Origin of the sequence: Catenovulum maritimum (assembly GCF_001050375.1) — a bacterium.
GTDB lineage: Bacteria > Pseudomonadota > Gammaproteobacteria > Enterobacterales > Alteromonadaceae > Catenovulum > Catenovulum maritimum.
The window spans coordinates 30,511-49,396 of record NZ_KQ130482.1; the positions used below are offsets into that span (position 1 = coordinate 30,511).

At 41.2% G+C, this 18,886-nt stretch carries 9 protein-coding genes; 7 read left to right on the plus strand and 2 right to left on the minus strand.

Annotated features, from left to right (window positions below):
• The first annotated feature begins 1,037 nt into the window (after positions 1–1,037).
• The 7 genes from XM47_RS00065 (at position 1,038) to XM47_RS00095 (ending at position 15,858) form a co-directional block, all read left to right on the plus strand.
• Positions 1,038–2,885, plus strand: a complete 1,848-nt coding sequence (locus XM47_RS00065; protein ID WP_048687932.1) for a heparin lyase I family protein — start codon at positions 1,038–1,040, stop codon at positions 2,883–2,885.
• Positions 2,886–3,062: 177 nt separating this feature from the next.
• The gene (locus XM47_RS00070; protein WP_048687934.1) at positions 3,063–6,083 is read left to right on the plus strand and encodes an endo-acting ulvan lysase-like protein; all 3,021 of its coding nucleotides are present in this window, start codon (positions 3,063–3,065) and stop codon (positions 6,081–6,083) included.
• A 51-nt stretch (positions 6,084–6,134) separates the two neighbouring features.
• On the plus strand, positions 6,135–9,002 hold the full coding sequence (locus XM47_RS00075) for a family 78 glycoside hydrolase catalytic domain (protein WP_048687937.1): 2,868 nt from the start codon (positions 6,135–6,137) through the stop codon (positions 9,000–9,002).
• Between the two features lie 29 nt (positions 9,003–9,031).
• On the plus strand, positions 9,032–11,872 hold the full coding sequence (locus XM47_RS00080) for an alpha-L-rhamnosidase (RefSeq protein ID WP_048687942.1): 2,841 nt from the start codon (positions 9,032–9,034) through the stop codon (positions 11,870–11,872).
• A gap of 67 nt (positions 11,873–11,939) precedes the next feature.
• Positions 11,940–13,385: a sulfatase family protein gene (locus tag XM47_RS00085; protein ID WP_245623385.1), complete on the plus strand. Its 1,446-nt coding sequence runs from the start codon at positions 11,940–11,942 to the stop codon at positions 13,383–13,385.
• A 278-nt stretch (positions 13,386–13,663) separates the two neighbouring features.
• Positions 13,664–14,242, plus strand: coding sequence for a sigma-70 family RNA polymerase sigma factor (locus tag XM47_RS00090; protein ID WP_245623386.1), 579 nt, complete (start codon positions 13,664–13,666; stop codon positions 14,240–14,242).
• Positions 14,239–15,858 carry a LamG-like jellyroll fold domain-containing protein gene (locus XM47_RS00095; protein WP_048687945.1) on the plus strand — a complete coding sequence of 540 codons (1,620 nt, stop codon included), beginning with the start codon at positions 14,239–14,241 and terminating at the stop codon, positions 15,856–15,858. The genes XM47_RS00090 and XM47_RS00095 overlap by 4 nt, the downstream gene beginning before the upstream one ends.
• Before the next feature lie 88 nt (positions 15,859–15,946).
• On the opposite strand, the gene XM47_RS00100 is transcribed toward XM47_RS00095, so the two are convergent.
• Entirely contained in the window at positions 15,947–17,389 is a 1,443-nt protein-coding gene (locus XM47_RS00100) for a BNR-4 repeat-containing protein (protein ID WP_048687947.1), read from the minus strand.
• A 29-nt stretch (positions 17,390–17,418) separates the two neighbouring features.
• A complete protein-coding gene (locus tag XM47_RS00105) occupies positions 17,419–18,882 on the minus strand; it encodes a sulfatase (RefSeq protein ID WP_048687949.1) in 1,464 nt (487 codons plus the stop codon).
• Between the last annotated feature and the right edge of the window lie 4 nt (positions 18,883–18,886).

The window sequence follows — 18,886 nt, forward strand, 5'->3', positions numbered from 1 at the left end:
TCCCGGCAAATAAGCCTTATTGGTATTACTAAAAAACATTACTTTTAAAATTCATATAAGTAGAAATGCTTTTTCAAAACACCACTATTTGCTTATGTGTTTATGCAAGTTACTTCAGGTAACAAACAATAACGGAGCAAATAGCGAGTAAATAAGAGGCAAAGTAAAACCATAACGATTTAGTTAGGCCTAAGGTTTTCACCACCAACTTACAAACACAGAAGAGGCCGATTTTTTCAAAACTTGATACCTTTAAATAAAAAAAAGATAAAAAAATAAAAAAAATGACTAGGAGGCTGATCTTTGCGGATTTTCCTGAACTCGATTGAATGGGTTTTGTAATAGTCTGATTTATAATAAATAATTTTAAAATTCACCTACTTGTTTTGTTACACCTAGTTTAACTTAGACTCAATGATGAAATTTAAGTGGATATCAAGGCGCTTAAATAGCGTTATTGAACAAAATGACTTAAACCGAATTCAGGTTGATTTTTTCAGCCGTTTATTTGCTTTTTATACAAGACAGCAGGGATGGTTCCTAGCTGCCCAACCTGAATAACAGAAAATACATTTGAAAGAGTGAATATCCCTGTAACTTAAACAAAGTAAGTTTTTAATATCTAAATTAACCGGCAGAGTGCTAATTTTGTTATGTGCTTTGCAGTCTAAACTTGCTGTCGAACAATTTGACGTCATCAACTACGAGTCGTGGCAATTATTAAAGACAATAACATTACTCATGTTGACGTTTTTTATCACAATTAGATCGTGCACATATAATATAACGTCCGCACATTTGAGATGATGCACTCCCCTCAATATTCAGCTTCCTACGATTACCACTACAATTTTTCTGCATATATTCATCTATTTTTATTTTAGGGGGTATCAATATTGACGTAATAGAGCCTTTTCTAAGTCAAAGTTAAAAACTCATTAACTAGAAGATCAATGTACTTGGTTCAAGTTATTTCGAAACACTGAAAATAAAAATAATGAAGAAATTAATCACTTACAGAAAAGGTAATTTGATACATGAATAAAAAATTAATAACACTTTCCGCATTAACATTACTGATTCAAGCCTGTGGCGGTAGTAATAATGATAGTGATATCACAGAAGAAGACAGTCAAAATAAGCAAGGTACAATCGCCATAGTGGGGCCCTTACTACATGCATCGACTATTGATACCCAAATCTCAGATCCTGATGGTATTTCAAATATAGGTAACGTAGCTTATCAGTGGCAACGTAATGCGGTTAATATCCCGGGGGCGACAAGTAATAACTACACTATAACTACAACTGATTTTAACCAAACGATTAGCGTTACCGTCACTTATGTCGATGATAAAGGTTTTGCTAATTCACTGACCTCTTTAAAAACAGCTAAAGTGCCAGCGATTGATTTTAAGGGAGCACTTAGTATCAAAGGCATAGCTAAGCAAGGGCAAACACTTAATGTGGAACTTTTGGATGGAAACGGACTTGACCTTAACCAAGCAACTTTTACTTGGTTCGCTGATGATGACGTGATTAGCGGCCAAATCACCCAAGCGTTAACATTGACACGTGAAATGGTTGGAAAAAAAATATCAGTACAGGTTAATTATACTGACCAAGATGATTTTAATAACACGCTAACAGAAGCACAAACAACAGCGGTAACACCAATAGAAAATAGCGTAGGTATATTGTCACTTGCTGGCGCTAACGATAACCCTTTAAGCCTGCAGGTGAGCTCTACCCTACAGGCAAATCTTATCGATGCAAATTCAATAGCGGGTGATGTAACTTACTATTGGTATTCAGGTGACAATTTAATTGCAAATCACAACCAAGCAAGCTATCAGTTAGCGCAAACAGATGTAGGCAACTCTATTTACGTAAAAGCAGAGTATGTCGACGCCGACGGATATGTTGAATCAGTATTCTCAGAAAATACCGAGCAAGTCACCGCTGTCGATTTAGGTATTCCAGGAGGTATTGATTACCCTGTAGGCGCACACATTGCGGGTAATAACCCAATAGCGCGTAAGACAGCTAAGTCGAACGAATCATTCGAAGGTGGCGGCTGGAATGCAGGCACCATACGCGACCATCTTTATAGCCCAGGCTTAGATAAAAGCTTACCAAAGAACTTCCGTTTTGTGCAATTTCAAGGACCACACTCGTTTGTCGCAGAAAACACCATTACACGGTTAGGTAATTATTCGGCCAAGCTTCATTGGAAACATGGCGATCCGGGCAAGTGGAATGGCGACGTAAATAAGATAGATAATGAAGATCGCAAGGCCATGTTCCACGGTAAAAACGTTAGTAGCCACAGTGCTACCGCTTGGTACGGATTTAGTATCTATTTCCCTAGTGATGAAATGGTACTCACCGGTAACCAAAATCCTCTATTTTTCCAATTACATGGCGCGCCAGATACAACGCCTGAAGGCAAAGAACCTGGCCGACAACCACCGATTGCACTCACTGTTGATAGTGACTCTTTTAATGTCGGTTATGGTTGGGATGCAAGAAAATTCAATACCAACACTGCAGGCCAAGGGCGAGGCATGTTTAACGTACCGGTTAATTTTTCTCAAGATTACCAAGACCGCTGGGTAGACTTTGTCTTACAAGTGAGCGCCAACCCATTAGAAAAGAAAGGTTATATCAACCTATGGATCGATGGAATTCAGGTATTAAGCGAAAGTAATCTACAAATTGGTTATAACGATGACAAAGGCCTTTACCCATCTTGGGGTTGGTATCAAACCGGCGATAACGCTTACCGTACCGCAGACGCTATTATGTATATGGATGAATTTCGTCATGTAGAAGCCGCTGATGCCGACTATTACGATGTTGCCCCTGGCTACTTTACCAAGTAAGCCTAACTAGGTGAATTAGCAAGACTGTGTGAAGAAGAATAAAAGAAAAAGTAGATCACCAGACGACAGTTTATCGTAGGCAGTACCACCGCCCTGGCGACGTCTGCGCCGGAATTAAATTGAGCCCAAACAAAACAATCCGAATATAAATAACTTACATAAGATGAGATTTATTAAATGAATATAAAAATACTCGCATATACCGCATTAACATTACTGACCTCAGCCTGTGGGGGCGGCGGAGGTAGTGAAGATGGTAGTAATAAAGGCAAAGAAACTGAAGAAGTTATTGTAAATCAGCAAGGCACTATCGCCATATCAGGTGCCTTAGAGTTTGGCGCTAACCTTGAAGCGAAAATTACTGATCCAGATGGCATAACAAATATAAGCAACGCGACTTACCAATGGCAGCGTAACGCTGTTGATATCGCGGGAGCCAATAGCAATAGCTATACACTTACGATGGCAGACTTTAATCAAGTGCTTAATATCAAAGTGACCTATGTCGATGATAAAGGTTTTTCTAATTCACTAACCTCTTTACAAACAGCTAAAGTGCCTGCAATTGATTTTATCGGAACGCTTAGTATTAAAGGCAAAGCTGAGCAAGGGCAAACTCTTAATGTGGAACTTTTGGACGACAACGGTATTGATCTTAACCAGGCAATCTTTACTTGGTTCACTGATGATAGCGTTATTAATGGTCAAACTAAGCAAGCGTTAACATTGACACCTGAATTGGTCGGCAAAACAATATCTGTACAAGTTAATTATACTGACCAACATGGCTTTAATGACACGTTAACAGCATTACAAACAATAGCGGTAGCGCCTTCCTCTGAACCATTACAGCATCCAATAATCTATACCACTGACAGTGAACGCTCGTTAATGCTAGAAAAAATTGAAAAATATGATTGGGCACAAAATGTATTTCAACATTTAAAACAAACTGTCGATGCCAAAATAGCGATTCATAGCGCTAACCCTGAAGCTATTATTAATGCCATTCCCGAACTAGCTTCAGATAGTCATGGCTCTGGCGGAGCCGATAAGGCGGCTAGTCTTCACCAGGAGGTTCTTGCGACAGCGCGTAATGCAGCCACGCTCTACTATTTAACCCGTGAAACTAAATATGCAAAGTATGGCGCTGATATATTTCAAGCCTATATTGAGCGTTTAGGGCCTTTAAGCCCACAGACGACCTCAATCTCGGGCGATGTATTTTACGATGCTAGAGCAGGTTATCCCGCGCTGGCACTTACCTATGATTTTCTTTATCACTATCTCAATAGCTCAGGAACTAAAGTTTATAGTAAAAAAAAGGACACGAATATTCCGTTTGATAATGACCTTGCTCAAAAGGCCATGACCAATATGGTTGGTAATGTTCTGCAAGAATATGGCAAACCAGATAGGCACGGCCGCGTGGTTTCTAATCACCCAATATTAACCGCCACTGGCGCATTGTACACGATTCTTTGTATTGACGACCAAGATGAACGCAACCGCTTGTTTGAAGTGTTTTGGGAAACGGGTACTTTCCATCAATCTTCGTTTACTAAAACCATTCTGCCAATTTTTGGCGAACAAGGTATTTGGCCTGAATCGCTTAGCTATAGTTTTATGGGTAATATTAGTCAGATTTTAAATATTGTTGATCGCATTTACCCTGAAATGGATGTGACTCAAGAGTATAAAAACATTCTCGAAGGCAACTTCCTGTTTGATTACTTGCGTAGCCCGAATCGTATTTTTGTCCGCTTTGGAGATTCAAAACGCTACAACGATAGTACCGGACAGCTTTATCTTTACACCTTAGATATTGCTAAACGAAAAGGTTATACCGAGTTAGCTCAAAAAGCACAGCTCGCCCTTAAACAAGCAAGCGATGCTAAAGGTGGTCAATTACCGACGTTGAAAGAGTCAACTTTTGGGACCGACCACAGCTTAAAACTTTTTTGGGGACAGCCATTATCGGAGCAATTAGAGGGCTCAATCGACTTCGAAAAACCGACCGTAATAATTGAACACGCCGGTGTTGCACTGCAACGTAACTCTGTGGCAAACAACAATGTTGATTATGGACTGACAGGTATTATTGGTGGCGCTCATTATGTGCATTCTCATGCTACCGGAATTTCAATGGAGCTGTACGGCGCCAATTACTTTATGGCGGCCAATGGTGGTATGCCAGTGTCGGTAGCTGATCGAAAGCTTCCAGAACACGCTGAATATTTCCGTTTGTATGCTGGCAATAATACAGTGGTTGTAAACGGCACTTCTCACGGTAAACAACCTGGCTCTTGGACTAGTAATGGTTACCTCTGGCAAGACACCTCCAAAAATATTGCCGCTGAACCAGCGCACCTTCAAGATCCCATTAATCCTAACTATAGTTTCGCTACGCAACGACTTGACGACACAGTTAACAATGCAGAGCAAGAGCGAACTTTAGGTATTATTCGTACTAGTGAGAAAACGGCCTTCTATTTCGATATGTTCCGTTCGCGTTCACTTGGCGACAATAAATTTCACGACTATATCTACCATAATATTGGCGATGAAACGGTTATATCTGATCACACAGGAGAGTTGTCGCTAACGTCAACAGATCGCTACGATAATGACATAGACGACCCTGTTGGCTCGCCTGGCTGGCGTTTTTTTGAACAAGAACAGGTAACAGCGCCAACAACATCAGCGGTCAATATTCAGTTCAAACTTCATCATAATCAACGTTCAATGAATCTTTTTGTGCCGGACGGTGTAGAGCGTGAATACACTTATGCACTTGCACCAGCGACCCGTGAAGCAAAAAATGGCTACGTCAAGAAGAAAACCCAAACTATCGCCATTCGCCAGCAGGGTGAAGCATGGGAGCGTCCGTTCATTGCGGTACTAGAGCCATCAACAACATATCAATCTAGCGTGACTTCAGTAACGCAACTCAGCCAAGACGGACGTGTTGTCGGCGCGAAAGTGGTTTCCAATGTAAACGGAAACGAAATTATAAACTACATTATTAATCACGACGACCCGAAAGCCACTTATAACAACAATGCGTTAGGCCTTAGTTTTACTGGCCGTTATGCGGTAGTAACCGATCGCGGTGGCGACGATGTTGAACTTTATATTGGGGAAGGTACTCAACTTCAATATGGCAAACACCATGCTAGCGCCGGTTCAAGCGATTAGTGTCGCCTGAAGCAAAGCGTCAGTAACAAAAAGAATAATACAGGAAAAAGTATGATCACCAGACGACGGTTTATCGTAGGCAGTACCACCGCCCTAGCCGCATCTACTATTGGTTTTAATTTACTGATGGCAAAACCGTCAGATAATAGTGCGGTTAGTGTGCAATTACCTGCTGACGCTTTAGATAACATTCACCCAGTCAATTTAAAGTGTGAATACCTAAACAATCCTGAGGGGGTTGATATAGTCAACCCTCGCTTTTATTGGCAATTAGCTTCTACCGAAACGGATCAATATCAAACCCGTTATCAATTGCTGGTTGCTAGCTCACCAGCGACATTAAACCGCAATATGGGTGATATTTTTGATTCGGGAATTGTCAGCAGTGATAGTAATACTCACGTTGTTTATCAAGGCGAACCTTTGCAAGCTGCAACCAATTATTATTGGAAAGTACGCGTTTGGGACAAAAACCAACAAGTATCAGCTTGGAGTGAATCGGCCCAGTTTTCTACCGGTTTATTCACCGAACAAGACTGGCAAGACGCACAATGGGTTGCATGGAAAACCCAGCAGGATTGGGAAACTAATTGGTGGCAGCGCAAAGCTATTGAAGAGCAAACCCATCAAATTAGTTTACCCTCGTACTTTGGCGCACGCATGTCATTATGGGAGCGCTCGCTGTTTCATTATGCCAACCCTTATGATCCATCGCCTTTGGTTCGAAAAGAATTTAGCGCCACTAAAACGATTAAATCAGCCAAGGCTTTTATCGCCGGTATTGGTTACCACGAACTGTATCTAAACGGTGAAAAAGTCGGAGACCATGTGTTAGACCCTGGCTGGACTAACTACGCTCGCTCAATCCTTTATGTGACCCACGATGTAACGGACTTAGTCAAACAAGGTAAAAATGCGGTCGGCGTGATGCTTGGCCGTGGTAACTATGGTTTATTGGCCAACGATCACTGGGGGTTTTGGAAAAAGGGTGGCTATATAGGTCAGCCAAAATTAAAGTGTTTAATCAAAGTCATTTACGCCGATAACAGCGAACAAATAGTTGTTAGCGACTTAAGTTGGAAAGTCACGGGCGGTCCAGTCACTTATGATTGTCCACATATGGGTGAAATTTACGACGCCACCCAAGAAGTTGACGGTTGGAGTGATATCGGACTAGACGATTCAAACTGGGATCCCGTTCAGCCCGCACCTGCTCCAGGCGGTAAATTAAAATCACAGTTATGTGAGCCAATACGCGTGGTGCAGACCAGTAGACCGGTAAAAATTAAAAATAAAGGTAAACGCTGGGGACAATGGGGAGATGCGGGCACCAACTTAGCAGGTTGGCTTCGTTTAAAAGTCAACGCGCCAAAAGGCACGCGGATTTTGGTTTATTTTGGCGAAAAAGAAAATGCCATGGATTTAGATCAACCCGGTGGGTTACAACAAATGGCCTACATCGCTAAAGGAGAGCCGGGTGAGATTGCCGAATGTCGATTTTCTTATAAGGGATTTAGGTACTTCATCATCCATGGACACGACAAACCCTTAACGGTTGATGATATTGAGATCTGTCAGGTCAATTCTGATGTTGCCTCTGTAGGAACATTTTTAAGTTCTGATGAAAGCCTGAACGCGATTCACCAAATTACCGACAAGGCGATGATTTCTAACCTGCACAGTATTCCTACCGACTGCCCACATCGCGAAAAAAATGGTTGGCTTGGCGATGCGGTAACAGGCCTTGAAATGGGCATGGCTAATTACGATTTAGCCGCCCTGACCACCAAGTTTATTCACGATATTTTTGATGCCCAACACCCTAAACATGGCGGTTTACCTAATTTTGTACCGAGCCGAGGTTACGGTAGAGGTGTCTCATCCTTGTGGGGATCGGCCTGTGTGTATCTGCCTTATTATATGTATTGCTATTACGGTGATACCCGACTAATCGAACAATACTGGCGCGCAATGCTTCATTTTGCACAAAGTGTTTGGGCCATCACAGAGATTGAAGGCAAACCTGGTTTGCTCAAAGACCGGCTCTCAGATTGGTCTTCGCCCTTTGGCAACAAACCAGATGAGGGTGAAGAAGTGTATGCGACCATGAACTTTTATCGGGTGCTGAGCTGTTTAGCTGAAATGGGTGCTGTCATCGGAAAGCAACATGATGTGGCGGCATTAGCGCAACAGCAAACTAAGCTAAAAGATGCTGTCTACAAACACTGTTTTGATCCACAAACTATCACCTTTAAAGGGGTAGACACTGATGAGTATCGACAAGGCCCGAATGCCCTTGCCCTGTTTACCGACATTGTCAAACCTGAACATCGCGAGCAAGTACTTAAAGGTTTAATTCACGACATTAAGGTCAGTCGAGATAATCATATTTATGGCGGTATTTTTACTGGTCATGCGTTATGGGAATTGTTGCCCAACGAGGGTTATTCAAGTTTGGCCTACCAGGTTGCGGTAAATGATTCTTACCCAAGTTATGGTTATATGCTTAAAAATGGCGCGACAACACTTTGGGAACACTGGCCTGATAAGTCGTCTCACATTCATTATTTTATGGGCTTTGTTGATAATTTTTTCCATCGTCACTTGGCTGGAATTAATTTTGATACTAAAACACCAGGTTTCAAACATATTCTGTTCAAACCGAAATTTATTGAAGAAATCGAATTTGCGAAAGCCAGTTATCGATCGATTCACGGTGAAATAACAGCAGGCTGGCAAAGAACTAACAATGGCGATATTGAATACAGCGTCACTATTCCAACCAATTGCAGCGCTCAAGTGCTACTGGCAAGTGGTACGAGAAGCTTAACGTCTGGCAGCCATAAACTAACCATCAAACATTCAGATTTAATAGCTTCAAATTTATTTTTTTCTGATTTATTAGCCTCTGATTTATGAGATTTAGGTTTTCAATAAAGGTTTATTACATGAAATATTTATCCATTGCCGCACTCGTTGTGCTCGTTGCAAGCGTATTACAAGCATGTGGGATCAATAAAACGGCTCAAGACCAAGGGTTACAATCGGCCACAGCCTTAAGAATTAATGAAGGTTTTAACAACCCTTTAGGTTTTTACGATCCCAAACCAAATTTTTCATGGCAATTGGCATCTGATAACAGCACTTTAGCACAAACAAAATATCAAATTGTCGCTGCTAGTCAGCCAGATTTATTACCCAATCAGGCTGATCTTTGGGACAGTGGCATGGTGACTAGTGCGCAAAGCACCTTTGTTGATTACCAAGGTAAAACATTAGGTTCAAGGCAACAAGTATACTGGCAAGTGCGTTATTGGGATGAACAAGGAGAAGTATCAAGCTGGAGTGATGTTGCTCAATTTGAATTAGGTTTACTCTCTAATAACGATTGGTCGGCCAAATGGATCGAAATCAAACAAACAGCCCCCGTTAAACTAAATAATTACGGTACGCCGATTCATATTCCACAACATTTACGTACTGAGTTTGAGTTAAAAACGGCTAACGCAAGCACAAATACTGACAATACGAATATCAAAAAAGCAAGGTTATACATTACCGCAAAAGGAGTATTTGAAGCTTTTATCAATGGTCAGCGTATTGGCGACGATATTTTAACACCAGGTTACACCCCTTATAAAAAACGCATTGAAACCCTCACCTACGATGTCACAGCACAATTACAAAATGGCAAAAATGCTTTTGGTATTCAGCTAGCTGAAGGCTGGTATGCCGGCCGTTTTGGCCCTAAACGTCATTGGCATAAAAAATTAAGCCTCACCCCCAAAGTTTTAGCCCAACTTGAAATTGAATATAACGATGGCCAGAAACAAACAGTGATCACCGATAACAACTGGCAAGCCACACAAAATGGCCCTATTCGTACCTCGGGTTTATACGATGGTGAACGTTATGATGCCCACTATGAATTATTCGACCAAAACGTGGCTTGGCACCAAACCGGTTATAACGCATCAAACTGGGCAAACGTCACCACCAGCGAATTAGAGCCACAAGTGCTATTGCAACCGAAACGTCACTTTACTTCAAAAAATAAACTGCTATTACCTGCCCTTGCGATAAAACAAGTCGGTGGTAAAACCATCTTTGATTTAGGGCAAAACATGGTGGGCGTACCAAAAATTAAAGTGCCGATGAAAAAAGGCCAAACCCTGAATTTACGTTTTGGCGAAGGGGTCAATCCAGACGGTTCGTTATTTATCAAAAACTTAGGCAGTGCCAAACAGTTAGATTTTTATACCGCCAAAACCGATGGCGTGATTGAGTGGCAACCACAATTCACCTTTCATGGTTTTAGATATGTTGAACTCAGCGGTTTTGACGCATCGGTTAAACCTGAGCTGTCGTGGATTACGGGTGTGGTGCAATACACTGATTTTGAACTAAACGGTTCATTTGTCACTTCACATCCAGAGTTAAATCAATTCCAATCGAATATAGAATGGGGTTTAAAAGGTAACTTTTTAGATATTCCGACCGACTGCCCGCAACGCTCAGAACGTTTAGGTTGGACTGGTGATGCCCTCGCCTTTGCTCATACGTCTTTGTTTATTGCCGATAGTCATGCATTTTGGTCGGCTTGGTTACAATCCATTCGGGAAGAGCAATTTGACGATAACAGTATTCCGGTTGTTGTGCCTAATGAAGTAGGAGAAATTGCCCAAGCAGGTTGGTCTGACGCGGCAGTGACCATTCCATGGGATGTCTACTGGCGTACCGGCGATAAAAAAATCTTAGCAGAAAACTACGAGATGATGACCCGTTGGATTAAGTATCACCAAACCCAATTAAAAGATGGTGTTAGTGTCATGTGGACGGTTGGTGACTGGTTGCAACCTTATTCAACCAAAAAAGATTCTCGCCGTGGAGAAACCGATAATAGCTTAATTTCTACCGCATTTTATGCACGTTCTGTGGAGTTCACCCGTAATAGCGCACAAGTGTTAGGTAAAACTGAGGATGTTAAAAAATACAGCCAGCTACTAAAACAAATTAAACACAACTTCCAAAATCACTTTTTTGATAACCATGGTCGATTAAAAGTGGGTATTCAAGCACAAACCGCCTATTTGTTGGCGTTAGGTTTTGATTTATTAGATAAAACCACGGCCGAAAAAGCGGTTCCGCATTTATTAAAAACCTTTGAAGCAGCCAACGGTCATTTACGCACTGGCTTTTTAGGCACGCCATTAATTGCACCAGTGTTAGATAAAATTGGCCGCGCCGATATCGCGTTTGACCTAGTGTTTAAACGAAGTTACCCGTCGTGGTTATTCTCAGTGACACAAGGCGCAACAACGGTCTGGGAACGTTGGGATGGTTACACTCACGATAAAGGTTATGCTAAAAAAGCTGGATCGCTCAATCACTATGCCTATGGCGCTATTGGTCAATGGTTATATGACAGAGTTGCTGGTATTAGCCCGTTAACTGCTGGGTATAAAACTATTCGCATTGCCCCCCTCATTTCAACACATTTAACATCTGCAGAAGGCAAATATAAATCACCATATGGCGAGATAAAGTCGAAATGGCAGTTCAGCAATGGTGTGTTAACTATGGAAGTCACCATTCCAGCAAACACACAAGCACAGATTGAAATTCCTAAATGGCAGTATCAGCAAAATCAACAAAAAACTGCCTTAGGCGATCAACTCAGCATCAACGGCCAAGTATTAACAAACAAAGACACGAGCTGGATTGGAGAAACGAAAGAAGTTAAGAAGATCATCGTTAAATCGGGACACTATAAAATCCAAATTAAATAGGTGTCTAAAGCAAACTTACTTTAAACACCGGATAAACAACAACAGCAATTAATCAAAAGGAAAACCTATGATTCAAAACAAACTGAACGCTTTTAGTAAAGTGTTCAAGATTCAACAAGTAATGGCAGCAGCCTTATGCACAACAGTGCTAGCATTAACGTCAGCTTGTTCATCACTCTCAACCAACGCAGATGCGGCAGCACCTTCGGTAGCCAAAGACACACCGCCTAATATCTTACTGATATTATCTGACGACCACGCATGGAGTGATTATGGTTTTATGGGGCACGAAATTGTCAAAACCCCAGCACTCGACAAACTTGCCCATGAAGGCGTCACGTTTAAACGTGCTTATGTACCTACGTCACTTTGCCGCCCTTCGTTAGCCACCATAGCTACAGGTTTATATGCTTCTCAACACAGTATTACAGGTAACGGTCCTTCCAAAAAAGTACCCGGTGGTAAAAAGGGTGAAAAATACGCTCAATTACGCAAACAGATCATCAGTAAAGTAGATAAATTAGATACTTTACCGGAATTATTAAGAGCAAAAGGCTATGTTTCACATCAATCAGGTAAATGGTGGGAAGGTAGCTTTAAGCGTGGCGGTTTTGATCAAGGTATGACCCAAGGTTTTGGTAATCATCCTCAAGGACGTCACGGTGATGTCGGTTTAAAAATTGGACGCAAAGGGTTGGCACCAGTTACAAACTTTATTGATGAAGCAGTTGCCGCAGGCAAACCATTTTTAGCTTGGTACGCGCCATTTATGCCGCATACACCACACACGCCGCCAGAACGGATTTTAAAGAAATACACAAACAAAGGGTTAGCTTTACCTATCGCTAAATATTACGCTATGATCGAGTGGTTTGACGAAACCAACGGTGAATTATTCGATCATCTTGAGAAAAAAGGCATAAAAGACAACACACTTATTGTCTATGTTTCTGATAATGGCTGGATAACTAACCCTAAACAAACAGACCGTTTTTTACCGCTGTCAAAACAAAGTCCTGCAGAAAGCGGTGTCCGTACCCCGATCATGTTCTCGCTACCAAGCAAATTTAAGCCACAAATGCGTCCCGAATTAGTTAGTAGTATAGATATTGTCCCAACTATTTTGGGCGTTGCTGGCGTAGAAGTACCAGCAGGATTACCGGGTAAAAATTTATTTGCTAACATGGTGAATGAAACGCCCCTCGATCGTAATGAAGTCTACGGTGAAGGCTTTTCTCATGATATGACAGATATTAACGACATTGAATCTTCATTATTGTACCGCTGGGTGATTGAGGGTGATTGGAAACTTATTTTAAGTTACGATGGCGTAAACGAAAGTTATCAGGAGCATCACGCTGTCGATCGTCAAGGCCCACGTTTATACAAGGTATCAACTGACGAGTATGAGCAAGTAAACTTAGCCAAGCAACACCCAGAGATAGTCGAACGTTTATCGCAAAAATTAGTTGACTGGTATCCTCTGCACAAACGTAAAATTCTTCAAAAATAACAAGTTATCATCTAAAGCTCAGGCTAATTCACCTAGCCTGAGCTTTTAGGTTACCTGCCGAGAGCTGCTAAAACACAAATAGAGCTAAATCAACAGATAAACTGAAGGTCGTTTACCACAGACAAATACTTGAGGGTTCTGACCAAAATAGTTAATTTAGCCTGATGTGGGAGAAAACAATCAAATCAGGTAATTTATAATCAAGCTAGCTTGTAAATATCTGTTAATATATATTAATAATCACCAAATTTTTAACATATATTAATTTAGGCTGTACGTTGCAATCAATTTCCACTCAGAAAAATCAGCAGTTAGACACCACTGATGCAGAAGCACTACGCTCATCAAAATTTGGTCAATTGTTTGAAGCAGATAGAAACCGACTTTACACGTATATTTATGCGTTTGTATCTAATCACAGTGCTGCTGACGACATTTTTCAAGAAACCTGTTTGGTCCTTTGGCGAGAATTTGATAAATTCGAAATCGGTACAGAATTTTCTAAATGGGCAAACGTGATTGCATTTAACAGGGTAAGGCACTACCGCCAAGCTCAAAAAAAGTATCAATTGGGATTGAGTGACGATTTCATTGAAGAATTCAGTCAAAACATCACAATCACAGAAAACCAGACTGTTACGCAAGAAGAAAAATGGCGCTATTTAGAACATTGCTGCTCATTACTGTCAGAGCCATTGAAAAAAATATACCAAAATTTTTATGTAGATAAATTATCGGCCAAAGACCTTGCCGAAACCACTGGAAGATCCATTCATGCTATCCGTAAGTCCGTGTTTAAATTACGTAAAAAATTGTTTGATTGTGTTGAACAGAAATTACGAGAGGCATCAAAATGAGCACAAGTGAGCAATTTTCAGAAGTCAGAGCTATTGCTGATTTAGTATGTTCTGATTGTGCAACACAGGAGCAACTAGAACAGCTAGAACAGCTCTTGCGAGGAAATCCAGCTGCACAACAATTTTATTACGACTACCTCAGTATGCATATGCAATTGCAATCCCCCACTGATAACAGCATGGAATTTATCTACCGCAGAATATCAGAAGAGTTTGTTGTGCGCCAAAGAGATGCTGCGCCGCCTAATGGGCCTAACAACACCTTTGATAATGATCATGGAAGTAAATATTTTCGAAACAAAGCAACAATAATATTTAGCATACTTCTATTAGTTTGCACACTGGTGAGTATCTGGTGGTTCTCGTTTCGCAGTGACTCTAGCCATGTAGCAAAATTAGTGCAAGGCGTTGTCACGCCAATGGGGCGACAAGCCAATATCGAGGGAGACTATTTATTAACAGGCGATTATCAAGTTGTACAAGATGCATCGTTAGAAATGACCGATGGCAGCTTGCTCCATCTCAGTGCGAACTCAGTTATAAAATTATTTAATCATAATGAAATAAAACTTAAGCTGGGTAAAATCGTTGTTGAGCCAGGCTTGAACAAAAACCTTACTGTACATGGTAAAAAAGCTATCATGCAATCAAATGGTAGTGGCCTAACATTTGATTTAACCCATAATCGACCTAGGTTAACCACAGGAAAAAATACTGGCATGACTCCGTTACGTTGGCGTCCAATACATTACTGGGGATTTAACGAGGTAGGTGATCGAGTGGTAGACACTGCAGGTAATGCCCATGGTATTCCAGCAAATGGCGCTACCAGAATACAGGGCAAGATTGGCCAAGGCGCATTTGCATTTGCTAACAGCGAAGACGCTAGAGTCACGCTTGGCAATGGCGGCGGCACAGCGCCAGACACAGGCTCCTTTGCGGTACATGATGGCGTTACCATTGAAGCCTTGATCAAACCTGATTTTACCGGAGAGTTAGATAATGTAGATACAATATTTCACAAAGCACACGGAAAATCTGATCATAAAGTCACATTAAGTTTGCAGAATGATAGCAACAATGATGTTCCAAAATCGAAAGAAACATACAATAAAAGTTTAAATTTTGGCCTGTTTATACTGGGTCAAGGCTACCATGAACTCAAACTGCCGCTAGATGGCATCGCAGGTAGGCCTAGCATTAGTGATATAAAAGATAATAATTATCATCACATTGTCGCTAGCTACAATGTACAAACAGGTTTAAAAGCCATATATATTGATGGCAAACTTCTGGCATCGCGCCAATATCCTGCTGGCTCAAGAGTAATCTCTGGTGGTCCTGGTACTGCAACTGTGGGAAATAACTCGGCCCAAGGGCGATGGCAACAAGAGGCTTACTCAGGGGCCATTGATGAATTAGCTTTTTACGATTACGCGCTGCCTGAATTTATGGTTAAGCAACACAATGACCACATAAACCAAGGCTTAAATTATTTTGGCTTACCAGCTAATATCAAAGCACTACCTGAGCGACCTAGATTACGTTTACCAACAAATACAACGTTTGAGCTCGATTTCGTTACTGGCCTACCGAGTAAGGTTATCAGTGACTAATAGCTAAACACTAGCGCGGAATGAGTGTCTTCCCATACGCGCTAGTGTTGTTGTAACAAACACAAATGAATAGCCACTTTAAAATACATTATTTAAATATGCTCTTATCCGCTTCTGTTAACACTAAAGCTTCTGATTTGACCCTTTTTATAGGTCCATTGTCTCCCAATAAATAAATTTTCCGCCAATTTGTGCCTTTAGGCCGTTCTGCCACAAGAATTCGAGCATCAGGATGCGCATTTTTAATTAATGAACTGACTGACCAACTAACATCTTTGCGATGTAATAATTCTTGGCCTTTGACAAAGGTTTTTCCGCCATCTTTACTATGAAAATCAGCAACAATTGCATCCTTGTTTTTCTCTTCATAAGCTAAGGTAAATTGAATATCAGTAGCTGAGTGAGGGACAAAATCGCCTTCAGAGCCTTTACTCTTATGTTGCTGTGCATGAACTAGATTACCGTCAGTCCAATTAGCTCCTGTCCATCGATAATAATGGGTTTGTTTGGAGCCCCCCCAAGGTTTACCAATATCTTTGCCAATGTTTATAGATAAGTGCGGCTTGCCTTGTGGATCAAGATGAGTCGTCCCATTGAAAGTCCACATGTCTTCACCGCCTGTGCGAGCAACTAGCGTTTTGGCATCCGCTATCTGACGGGTTACTGGCGTGATTAATGGCTCAGACTGCACATTTCTCCATGTATTATTTTTGGTGTCAAATACCATGTAGTACAAATCATGGCGCACAGGGATATGACCGCGTGCTTTGGTATCATTTGGACATACATGATAGTCATAACTCATGATAATGTCGTCGTTTTCACCTTTAGTTGCCCACACATACCAACTGTCATGATTATTTTGTGTCTCATGGGGTTTGTGTTTTAAGAACGAAACAGGTGCCTCGAAAGTACGGCCATGATCGGTCGATTTTTGATAAACCCAATCACTACGATGCGCGCCGTGGCGATAAATTAAATATATATCGCCATTATCCATTTTTATCGCTTGGTTGTAAGTGCCAAAAACTGAGATGTTTTTTAATTCTCGCCACTCACTAATATCGCCAGGCCGTTTTGAAACCACATGTTTATTCCGGCCAGAGTTATAGTTACCTAATAGGTTTTCACCATCTTTTGGGCTACCACCATGACCACCAAAGAAGATATGGATGTAACCTAAATCATCAATTAACATGGTCGGTTTACCATGATTGTCTGGCTTCTTTTTATTCATGCGGCCAAGGTCGCTTTCACCAGCTTGGAAAGGACCTTGCCACTGTTTTGTATTGTGGTTATACGCTGCTACATAAGGGTCAGTAAATTGACCTTGGTAAGAAACGTAGGTAATACCGTTTTTGTGAATACCTGCTGGGTGTTGAACAATCGCTAGCGGTGTACTCAGTGCATTGTCAGCAAAGTATTCAACCATTTCAACGGGCTCAGTAAAAGAGGATTGAGTACCTTGACAACCACATAGAAGATAAAGCAGCGACATCGCCAATACAGGCTTTGACATTAGTTTTTTCATTTTCAATATCTATATATACAAATTTTATATTAGTGCGTTTGGCACTGCTGTTGTTCCATACAAGCTGCTAACTTCTCTCTCAACTCAGCCGCTTTCGCTTGATATTCGGCTTGATTAACCACATTTACCGTTTCATGCGGATCTTTTTTCAAGTCAAACAGCATCTCTTCGATTTGGCTGTTTTCAGCTTGATACGAAGTAAAAATAAAATCTTCCGTGACGATTGAATCACCTGCTTTAAATCGGCTGTAAATCTGCCTTTTATGGTTAACCGAAGGGGCATTAAGTACCGAAGTAAAGCTTTCGCCAGCTATATTAACTGGTGGGGTCGTCTGAGTGATCTCTGTCACTGTTGGGAAAATATCAAGTAATTCAACTAACGCATCAGTGTTCATATTTTCCTTGGTGCTTGGCCCTGCAATAATGAGTGGCACACGTAATGCGGTATCGAGCATCGTATGTTTTGTCCAGAAATTATGCTCACCTAAATGGAAGCCATGATCACTGGTAAAAATAATCGTGGTGTTATCTCTTAAACCCAATTGGTCTATCTGTTTAACAACATCGCCCACTAATGCATCAATATAACTAACTGAAGCGTAATAACCTCGCAGAGAAGCCGTGTGAAATGTGTCACTATTGAACTCGTACTCTTTAAAGTGATAACTATGTATCTCACCTGAACCTTTAAGTGATTTAGGCGCATTTTTAGGCTGCTCGCGATGAAAAAATGGCTCAAATTTAGTTTCCGGATGTAAGTCATAGTACTTTTTCGGGGCATAAAAAGGTAAGTGGGGACGAATAAAACCAACACTCAAGAAAAACGGCTGTTTTTTATTGGCTAACTTTTCAAGTGCGATCAGTGCTTTTTGTTTTACTTTACCGTCAGGGTAAGCTTCATTTGCTACATCGGCAATTTCATACCAAGGCCCTTTCGGTTTTTTGGGGTTTTTCTTGTTGGCTTTTAAATACTGTTCTGAGTCCGGGTTTAAGCGGGTTGCGTGCGGTAAACCAGAAGATTGCAATTTTTCACTCCAACTTTCCTCGGCTAAATCTTGACCATTGTGAAAAATTTTGCCGATGCCCATTGTGTAATAGCCAGACTCTTTAAGCACTTGAGGCAACGACTTTGCGCCTGGGGCATCTTCTTCAGCTTTGGCTTTATAATCAATAAAGCGATTTTTAGTGGGTCTAAGGCCAGTTAACATGCTAGCACGCGAGGCACCACATACAGGCACGTTGGCATAAGCCTTGCTAAATGTTAGCCCCTGCTTTGCTAAAGCATCAATATTAGGGCTGTATGCATTTTTATCGCCATAAGCACCTAATACCGGGCGCAAATCATCAACAATGATCATCACTATGTTATGTTGATCTGGCTTGGCTCTATTAACACTTTCGTTTTGTGTTGTGTTAGTCGCTTCTGGAGAATTGCAAGCAGACATTAGGCCTGCTAGCGCAATTGGGCATAAGATTTTTTTAATTGTGGACATAAAC